The 9858-nt window shown below is 43.7% G+C and carries 11 protein-coding genes; all 11 read right to left on the bottom strand.

Annotation, left to right across the window (positions count from 1 at the left end; all coding sequences use genetic code 11):
- Positions 1-556: 556 nt before the first annotated feature.
- Complete coding sequence (locus WB217_RS08535) at positions 557-964, bottom strand: F0F1 ATP synthase subunit epsilon (RefSeq protein ID WP_335428298.1); 408 nt, start codon at positions 962-964, stop codon at positions 557-559.
- Between the two features lie 22 nt (positions 965-986).
- Entirely contained in the window at positions 987-2399 is a 1413-nt protein-coding gene (atpD, locus tag WB217_RS08530) for a F0F1 ATP synthase subunit beta (RefSeq protein WP_423992517.1), read from the bottom strand.
- A gap of 119 nt (positions 2400-2518) precedes the next feature.
- Positions 2519-3376: a F0F1 ATP synthase subunit gamma gene (locus tag WB217_RS08525; protein ID WP_423992515.1), complete on the bottom strand. Its 858-nt coding sequence runs from the start codon at positions 3374-3376 to the stop codon at positions 2519-2521.
- A 120-nt stretch (positions 3377-3496) separates the two neighbouring features.
- A complete protein-coding gene (atpA, locus tag WB217_RS08520) occupies positions 3497-5005 on the bottom strand; it encodes a F0F1 ATP synthase subunit alpha (protein ID WP_423992513.1) in 1509 nt (502 codons plus the stop codon).
- 24 nt (positions 5006-5029) lie between these two features.
- On the bottom strand, positions 5030-5566 hold the full coding sequence (locus WB217_RS08515; protein ID WP_423992511.1) for a F0F1 ATP synthase subunit delta: 537 nt from the start codon (positions 5564-5566) through the stop codon (positions 5030-5032).
- Entirely contained in the window at positions 5563-6093 is a 531-nt protein-coding gene (atpF, locus tag WB217_RS08510; protein WP_423992509.1) for a F0F1 ATP synthase subunit B, read from the bottom strand. Before atpF ends, WB217_RS08515 begins: the two co-directional genes overlap by 4 nt.
- 176 nt (positions 6094-6269) lie before the next feature.
- A complete protein-coding gene (atpE, locus tag WB217_RS08505) occupies positions 6270-6482 on the bottom strand; it encodes a F0F1 ATP synthase subunit C (protein ID WP_026572680.1) in 213 nt (70 codons plus the stop codon).
- 72 nt (positions 6483-6554) lie between these two features.
- Positions 6555-7268: a F0F1 ATP synthase subunit A gene (gene atpB, locus WB217_RS08500; protein ID WP_335428305.1), complete on the bottom strand. Its 714-nt coding sequence runs from the start codon at positions 7266-7268 to the stop codon at positions 6555-6557.
- A gap of 23 nt (positions 7269-7291) precedes the next feature.
- Complete coding sequence (locus WB217_RS08495) at positions 7292-7666, bottom strand: ATP synthase subunit I (protein ID WP_423992506.1); 375 nt, start codon at positions 7664-7666, stop codon at positions 7292-7294.
- 6 nt (positions 7667-7672) lie between these two features.
- Positions 7673-7894 carry an AtpZ/AtpI family protein gene (locus WB217_RS08490; RefSeq protein WP_335377310.1) on the bottom strand — a complete coding sequence of 74 codons (222 nt, stop codon included), beginning with the start codon at positions 7892-7894 and terminating at the stop codon, positions 7673-7675.
- A gap of 259 nt (positions 7895-8153) precedes the next feature.
- Positions 8154-9858 (bottom strand): S8 family serine peptidase (locus WB217_RS08485; protein WP_423992504.1); only part of this gene is annotated, 1705 nt, incomplete at its 5' end.

Genomic DNA, 9858 nt, shown 5'->3' with positions numbered 1-9858 from the left:
GCAGGAAGGCGCATGCTCCTTTTTTCCACGAAATAAGCTTTTTACATAAAAGATGCGCTGATACTAAAGAAAATCATTCGGTTACATTCTATATTTACTCCATTTGGATTTAGTTGTCAGTGATGTTTATCAACATTTTTATGTTCTGTTACAGCAGAGGTTATGGTGGAATTGTGGATTTTTTGTTTTTCTCGGGTTAATTATTTAGGACATGAATGAGGAGTCAATCTCAAACCAGCAGTTTCTTGATCAACCTGTTGTATTTTGTGTAAGAGCTGTGACTAGCCATGATTTATTTAGCATAATTTCTGGGTTTAAATACATTCCATTTTCATAACAAAAAGTTTTATATCGAAAATAAAACTTTTATAGCGAAATTTGATTATTTATAGCGAATTACGATTTTTTATAGCGATAATACTTTTTTAATAGCTAAATTTTAGTTTTTATAGCGAAACGGAAGCTGCTCCCAGATATGCATATCAATTGGATAGTAGATTCTCCACACTCAACAATAAAAAACACCCTCCAGAAAAAATCTGAAGGGTGTTCATCATTAAATTTTGCGTTCAGCAACTGAAATACGATTGATCGCACGCTGAAGGGCAAGTTCTGCGCGTCTGAAGTCAACGTTTTCCTGCTTTTTTTCATGCAGGCGCTGCTCAGCGCGTTCTTTTGCTCTTAGTGCACGCTCAAGGTCGATCTCAGAAGATTGTTCAGCGGATTGAGCTAGGATGGTTACCTGCTCAGGACGGACTTCAAGGAAGCCGCCGCTGACCGCAACGAATTCAGTATTGCTGCCATTTTTCAAACGGACAGCGCCAATTTGTAGCGGTGCAACCATTGGAATGTGGCCTGGTAAGATTCCGAGCTCACCTGTGCGAGCTTTCGTGCTTACCATTTCTACATTTCCCTCATACACCGGCCCATCGGGAGTAACAACACTGACTTTAATCGTCTTCATTTTTTACCCTCCTGGTCCGTTATTAGACCTCTACACCCATACGTTTTGCATTCTCGATAACTTCTTCGATACGGCCAACTAGGCGGAATGCATCTTCTGGAAGGTGGTCATATTTCCCGTCAAGGATTTCAGCGAAACCTTTAACAGTTTCTTTAACTGGCACGTATGAACCCTTCTGACCAGTAAACTGCTCAGCTACGTGGAAGTTTTGTGATAGATAGAACTGAACACGGCGAGCGCGTTGAACGATTAACTTATCTTCATCAGAAAGTTCGTCCATACCAAGGATCGCGATGATGTCCTGAAGTTCTCTGTAACGCTGTAACGTCTGCTGTACGCGACGAGCTACGTTATAGTGCTCTTCGCCAACGATTTCAGGTGTCAATGCACGTGAAGTCGAAGCAAGTGGATCCACCGCAGGGTAGATACCCATTTCAGAAAGTTTACGCTCAAGGTTCGTTGTTGCATCCAAGTGAGCGAAAGTCGTAGCCGGAGCCGGATCCGTATAGTCATCGGCTGGTACGTAAATCGCCTGGATTGAAGTAACAGAACCTACGTTAGTAGATGTGATACGCTCTTGTAATTTACCCATTTCAGTTGCAAGAGTTGGCTGGTAACCTACCGCTGATGGCATACGGCCTAACAGGGCAGATACCTCAGAACCTGCTTGCGTGAAACGGAAGATATTATCCATGAAGAATAGAACGTCCTGTCCTTGCTCATCACGGAAATATTCTGCCATTGTCAAACCTGTCAAGGCAACACGCATACGTGCTCCTGGCGGCTCGTTCATCTGGCCGAATACCATCGCAGTTTGCTTGATAACGCCAGAATCCGTCATTTCGTGGTAAAGGTCATTACCTTCACGTGTACGCTCACCAACACCAGCGAATACAGAGATACCGCTGTGCTCTTGAGCGATGTTATTGATCAATTCCTGGATTAAAACCGTTTTACCTACACCGGCACCACCGAATAATCCGATTTTTCCACCCTTGATATATGGAGCAAGAAGGTCTACAACCTTAATACCTGTCTCAAGGATTTCAACCTCAGTCGAAAGCTGTTCAAAAGTTGGAGCTTCCCTGTGGATTGAATCGCGGCGCACATCAGCTGGTACTGGAGCATCAAGGTCGATAGACTCACCCAATACGTTGAATACACGCCCAAGTGTTACATCCCCAACTGGTACAGAGATGGCAGCACCTGTATCTACTACTTCCACTCCGCGCTTAAGGCCGTCAGTGGATGACATAGCGATTGCACGAACTGTATCATCACCTAAATGAAGGGCTACTTCAAGGGTTAGTTCGATGTTAACATCCGCATCGTTACTTACAATTTTCAAAGCGTTATAGATTTCTGGAAGATTGCCGCTATCGAACTTAACGTCAACAACCGGACCCATAACCTGGAGAACGCGTCCTTTGTTCATCTTGTTCCCTCCTAACGTACTTGTTCAAATATATACATCATGATGGGATGTGGACATCATGCCACATCCCCGATTGTCATCAAAAATAATCTTTTGGCGGCATGCGCCAATCATACATTCTACTCGAGCGCTGCGGCTCCACCGACGATTTCGGTGATTTCCTGTGTAATAGCAGCCTGACGTGCACGGTTGTAGCTTAGGCTGAGTGAATTGATCAGCTCTTTCGCGTTATCCGTTGCATTTCTCATGGCTGTCATACGAGCAGCGTGTTCACTTGCTTTGCCGTCAAGCAGTGCTCCGTATATCAAGCTTTCTGCATACTGTGGCAAGAGAACATCCAGGATTTCTTCAGCATCTGGTTCAAATTCATAGGAAGTCAGCTTTGCAGATGCCGCCATATCAGTTAAAGGCAACAGCTTCTTTGCATTCACTTCCTGTGAAATTGCGCTGATGTAATGACTGTAGTATAAGTACAGCTCATCGAATGTTCCATCAGAGAACATGCCAACTGTACTGCTGGCTATGTCCTGGATATCTGCGAAAGACGGCTGGTCTGCAATACCTACGATATCAAGTACAACATTCATGCCACGCTTTTGGAAAAAGTCACGGCCCACTCTGCCGATGGCGATAATTGCAAACTCGTCGTTTGATTTATGGCGACTTTGGATCGTCTGATAAACCTGACGAATGACGGTACTATTGTACGCCCCTGCAAGACCGCGGTCTGAAGTTATCACTAGATATCCCGTTTTCTTCACCGGACGGCTGGTCAGCATTGGATGATTGGAATTTTTGCTGCCCATCGCAACTGAAGTAGTCACTTCCTGGATTTTTTCCATGTAAGGAACGAATGCTTTCGCGTTCATTACTCCACGGTTCCATTTAGCAGCAGATACCATTTCCATTGCCTTAGTAATCTGGCTCGTCTTTTTCGTTGAAGTTATACGGGATTTTATATCACGTAAAGATGCCATTTAGGTTCTCACCACCCTTTTTCAAAGATTGTTCAAGTCAAATGTCAAGCTGGCCGGCAAGTCCTTCCGATCATACCCTGAAGGTTTGAGTGAAGGTCTAGCCTGGCCCGGCCTGAATTTTTACTCAGAAACTGCAAACGTCTTTTTGAAGTCGTTGATTGCAGCAGACATATCGTCATCTGAAGGAAGTTCCTTCGTCGTACGGATATGGTCTAACACTTCTTTGCGGTTGTGGTCTAACCATGTATGGAATTCTGATTCAAAGCGGCGAATATCCTGCAATGGAATTTCATCAAGGAAGCCGCGAGTAAGTGCATATAGGATCGCTACTTGCTTTTCAACAGATAGCGGCTTGTTCAAGTCCTGCTTAAGAACTTCAACCGTACGGGCACCGCGGTTAAGTTTCGCTTGAGTTGCTTTATCAAGGTCAGAACCAAATTGAGCGAATGCTTCCAATTCACGGTATGAAGCAAGGTCAAGACGCAGTGTACCAGAAACCTTCTTCATCGCTTTGATTTGAGCGGATCCACCTACACGGGATACAGAAAGACCTGCGTTGATCGCTGGACGTACGCCAGAGAAGAATAGGTCAGACTGCAAGAAGATCTGTCCGTCTGTGATTGAGATAACGTTCGTTGGAATGTAAGCAGATACGTCGCCTGCTTGTGTTTCAATGAACGGAAGTGCTGTGATTGAACCTGAGCCTTTAGCGTCGCTCAATTTAGCAGCACGCTCTAATAAGCGTGAGTGCAAGTAGAATACATCTCCTGGGTATGCTTCACGACCTGGAGGACGGCGAAGCAGCAAGGAAAGTTCACGGTATGCTGCCGCTTGTTTAGAAAGGTCATCATATACTACAAGCACGTGCTTGCCATCGTACATGAATTCTTCCGCCATCGTTACACCAGCATAAGGAGCAAGGTATAAGAGTGGAGCTGGCTGTGACGCAGATGCTGTAACAACGATAGAATATTCTAACGCGCCGTGCTTACGGAGAGTTTCAACCGCATTACGTACAGTTGATTCCTTCTGCCCGATTGCAACGTAGATACAGATCATGTCTTGGCCTTTTTGGTTAAGGATTGTATCGATGGCAACAGATGTTTTACCAGTCTGACGGTCACCGATGATCAATTCACGCTGTCCGCGGCCGATTGGTACAAGAGCGTCGATCGCCTTGATACCAGTTTGCAATGGCTCATGAACCGATTTACGGTCCATTACGCCTGGTGCAGCGTACTCGATTGGACGAGTTTTAGTTGTGCTGATTGGACCCATTCCATCTACTGGTTGTCCAAGTGGGTTTACCACGCGGCCGATTAGCTGTTCCCCTACAGGAACCTCCATGATGCGGCCCGTACGGCGTACCTCATCACCTTCGCGGATGTCAGCGAAAGGTCCAAGGATGATAATACCGACGTTATTTTCTTCAAGGTTTTGTGCCATACCCATAACGCCGTTTGAAAATTCAACAAGTTCTCCAGCCATGACATTGTCGAGGCCATGAGCACGGGCGATACCGTCACCTACAGAGATAACTGTACCCACATCACTCACTTGAATTTCCGACTGATAATTCTCGATTTGCGATTTTATCAGCGCACTGATTTCTTCAGCATTGATGCTCATGAGTTTACCCCCTATCTACGAATCTTAGCCTAGCAATTTACGTTCTAAACGGTTTAGCTTGCCGCGCAAGCTGCCGTCATATATGCGATTCCCAATACGGATTTTCAATCCGCCTAGCAATTCAGGATCAACAATATTTTGAATACGAAGCGATTTTTTACCAACTTCAGCTGCAAAGCTCGCTGATAATGCATCACTCTCGTCTTGTGTTAAAGGGCGGATGCTGTACACTTTTGCGTCAGCAATGCCGTGCTCTTCATTTGACAGTTCAACGAATTGATCTACCACTTCGACCATTTGGTCCTGGCGGTGACGATCAATCAAAATCATTAAAGTATTCAATACGAAAGGATTCACCTGTGAAAAAGAGTCTTTGATGATCTCTTTTTTCTTCGCAGCTGAGACTTTAGGAGACTGTAAAACTGCATTTAAATCACTGGAATTCACTAAAACTTCCTTCACTACACGAAGTTCTTGTTCCACTTGTGCCAGAAGGTTATTTTCCTTCGATAACTGGAAAAGAGCCAACGCATAGCGCTTTGCTACCATTGAGTTGCTCATCGGCCTTCTCCTGCCTCTTGAATATAATCATTGATAAGCTTTTCTTGATCCGCTGCAGTAAGTTCCTTTTCAATCACCTTAGAAGCAATTAACACAGAAAGACTTGCAACTTGTTCACGAATAGCAGCAACAGCTTGTTCTTTTTGCTGTTCGATTTCACGCTTCGCAGATTCTTTAATGCGTTCTGACTCTGCACGAGCAGCCACGATGATTTCTTCGCGTTGAATATCGCCTTGCTTTTTCGCATTTTCAATTAATTCTTGAGCCTCATTACGAGATTGCTTTAATAGTTCACGTTGGTCTGCTAGAAGCTTACTTGTTTCTTGACGAGCTTGTTCAGCAGCGTTAATTTCGCCAGCGATATGCTCTTCACGCTGTTTCATGATGCCCATTAGCGGACCCCAAGCGTACTTTTTAAGCAATGCTAGCAAAATAAGAAACATAATTAGCTGGAATACGATGTCTCCACCGTTAATACCTTCGTGTGCTGTTTCTGCAGCACCGAGTACAAATTGGCTTGTTAACACCCTCGATTCACTCCCTTCAAGAGTCTTTCCCTTTTTTGATTGAGCGAAAGGAACCTTTGCTTCAATATAAAAGGATGAAATATATCGATTTGATTATTTTTCAATCATTATGGGTACATAAGAATGGCGAAGCATCAAATAGAATCGTCTTCGCCATTTGAATAATTTACGTAAGATTAACGGCCTAAAACCATGAATGCAATTACTACACCGATGATCGGCAATGCTTCTACTAACGCAACCCCGATGAACATTGTAGTTTGAAGTAAACCACGTGCTTCTGGCTGACGAGCGATACCTTCTACTGTACGTCCAACGATAAGTCCGTTACCGATACCAGCGCCTACTGCTGCTAGTCCGATTGCGATTGCTGCTGCTATAAGATTCATTATTTTGTTCCTCCTTAGTTTGTATAGAAAAATTTTTTTAAAAAAATTGTTGTTCATATGAACAGGTTTATTTTAATGGTCATGACTGACTTTATGGGACAGATAAACCATTGTTAACATGGTGAAAATATAAGCTTGGATCGTACCAACAAAAATGGAGAATCCTTGCCAAACCAGTGTTAAAGGAATCGCTGCGATAGTACCAACAATCCCGGATGCAGCCAAACCGCCTGCAAGTAGAGATAGTAGTAATTCACCAGCATAAATGTTACCGTAGAGACGCAAACCAAGTGTTAAGGTGTTTGCAAACTCTTCAATAATCTTAAGTGGGAACAAGAATTTCATTGGACTGAAAAAGCCCTTTGCATATTCTCTTCCGCCCTTTAACTTGATTCCATAATAATGGGAAAGTGCAACCACCATTACGGCTAAAGTTAAAGTAATGATTGGGTCCGCAGTTGGTGATTTCCACCATAATGTTTCGTCAATCACGATTGCGAATGGCAGACCTAGCATATTGGACACGAAAATGTACATTAACAGAGTCAGTCCAAGTATGTGGAATCTTCCGCCATCTTTCCAATCCATCGTGCTGTTGATGATGCCCTTGACGAAATCCATAACCCATTCAAAGAAGTTCTGTATTCCAGTAGGTTTCATCGCCATGCGCCGAGTAGAAAGAACAGCAATCAGAAAAACAATAACACTTGCTATTGTAATCATTAAGACATTAGCTAAGTTAAAAGTAAGTCCCAAAAAATGAACTAATGGAGCTTCATGATGCAACAGTATTCACCTCTCTTCCCCCGCTATTTATGTTGTAGAAAACTTTGAATAAAATAATCTATGATAATAACAACATAGGTTGTCATTAGTCCCACTACCATACTTGCCATATTAAATTGATCTTCATATTCCAATGCAATCATTGCTGCGATTGCCGCTGTTGCCAATCGAGACACCGACCCGAGCGAACGGACCTTTTTCCCTTGAGACACAGCCTTATCAAAGCTTTGCGCTCTTTTGGCTAAAAGCAATAAGATCATGAAACTGAATGCAGTTCCAAGAGCTAATCCTGCAAAGATTGATTTATAGGAGGTAAATCCCCAGCCAAGAACATAAACAGCTAAAAGTACGTACATATACCGACGTTGCCGATGAAACATTTGGTTTATTTCTGACATTAAAGATTAGTCTCCTGAAAAAAAGTGTTGGATCAAACGGAGCATGGCGTACACGCCAGCAGCCAATCCCATGAGTAGACCGAGAATGAGAAAAAGTGGTTCGGTTCCTACTTTGTGATCAAGCCATCTTCCTGAGAAAATGCCAATCAGTATAGATCCGACTAATTGAGAAAGAATCGCGGACGTCAGAGCCATTGCTTGCAATGGATTACGCTTGTTTTGACGCATTCAATCACATCCTCGTTTTAGGGATTGAACAGTCCGTATGTCTATGTAAGGATTTATTCTAGCAAAACATTTAAAAATATTGTCGAAATATTTTTGAAAACCCTATCATTTACACCTAGATAAGCATACAATAGGCTCTAATCAAAGTCAATCCATTGGAGTGAAAAAATTCACAAAGTTTTCACGTGCATTTTATACCCTTTACCCTATCTAAAAATAACAATTTGAATAGTTTTTCAAAATAAAGCCGGCAAGGATTTCAGTTCCTTCCGGCTTCGTCTTCAATCTGATTTTTCTTGATTGATATAATGGTATCAATCGTGCTTTCACGTCCTGCCTTTTTGGCAAAAACCTTGGCTAAGTATACTCCTTCTTCTGGCAGATTTTCGATACGAATTTCTTTTGTCATCATTCCCTTTTTAATTCCCCTGCCCCAATCAAGGAAACCGACAAAGCGATATTGATCCGGATCGAAAAGGGCGATACCGAACTCATCAGCTCCGCCAGGCAAATAGACTTCGTAGCGATATGCACCAGCATTGTCAGCAGGCGCGAAATCAAAGCCCATGACTCTTGGATAATCCGGTTCCTCAAGGACATACAAATAAGGAATTCTGATTTTATTTTTGCCATCATCAAGAACGAGGCTGCCGTCATGAATTTTTTGTTTTAAAAACTCCGGACGGGCAATCATTGCGATTTCCACTACCTTCGTTTCATTTGGCTCAACGGAAAAGGAAAAAGGCATCTCCCATTCAATCCCTGTTTCTCTTTTCGGCATCGAAAAGGAATAGTGCTTCGAGTGTGTGCTTGTATTCTTGACTTCAAGCCTTGCACTGTGCCGGTGCATATTATCTGCCAGCTGGAACTTTCCGAATTGCAGCGATCCCGGTTTGACGATGGTTTCTGTTTTGATCGCCGCTTCTGTCTGGATACGGCCGGCTCCTTGTTCATATGTTCGATATATTTGTCCTTCACGATTCACAATCTGCTTGGCAGTGTTCATTATTGCCGCCTTGATTTCGTATGGTTCCCATTCTGGATGTGCCTGTTTGATCAAAGCAGCTGCACCAGCCACATGCGGCGCAGCCATGCTCGTACCCTGCAGGGACAAATAACCTCCTGGAATTGTACTGTTTATGGCCACCCCGGGAGCAACAATATCCGGCTTGATTTCCCATGTTGACGTAACCGGCCCCCGCGAGCTGAAGTCGGCAAGTAGATCTCTTTCTTCTATTAATTCTACCCTTAATAGAGCTTGGCCTTTTTCAAGCTGTTTTTTCAGGGATACTCCTTCTTGTTTGCTGATCGCCGCTACAGGAATCGGCAGACTTTCCTCCAGGTTCCCGAAAAAAGTTCCTTTTGAATTGTTATAAATAATGACTCCGACAGCTCCTGCATTGAGGGCATTCTTCGCTTTTTCTGTAAAAGTAAGCTGCCCTCGTTCAACGATCACCAGCTTGTCTTTCACATCTTTCATTTCATTACTTCTGCCAATGCCAGCAAATACGATTTTTTCGCTTTGGATGTTATTCCATTGTTCTGACCCCTGCAAAGGCTCAAGCCGGATTTTCTTAGCTGAAACAGATCCCGTGGCATATGGTACTTTCATAGGTGGTGTTGAGGCTCCAACACTAATCGCTTTGGATGCTGTTCCAGGTGATCCTACCGTCCATCGGTTCGGGCCTGAGTTTCCAGAAGAAGTAACTGCTGTAATCCCGCTATCTACAGCCTTATTGAGCGCAAGACTGATGGGCAGGTCGGGGCCATTCACATCATTGCCAAGAGAAAGGTTCAAAATGTCTACCTTATCTTCAATTGCCTGGTCAATTGCAGCAATGACCTGTTCAGTTGTGCCGCTCCCCCCAGGTCCTAGCGCTCTGTAGGCAATAATTTTAGCTTCCGGCGCCATCCCCCGCATTCTTCCATTCGCGGCGATAATCCCGGCTACATGCGTTCCGTGC

Origin of the sequence: Mesobacillus sp. (assembly GCF_049588175.1) — a bacterium.
GTDB lineage: Bacteria > Bacillota > Bacilli > Bacillales > Cytobacillaceae > Mesobacillus.
The sequence above is the reverse complement of the archived record's forward strand: the minus strand, read 5'-3'. Positions and strand labels throughout refer to the sequence as shown.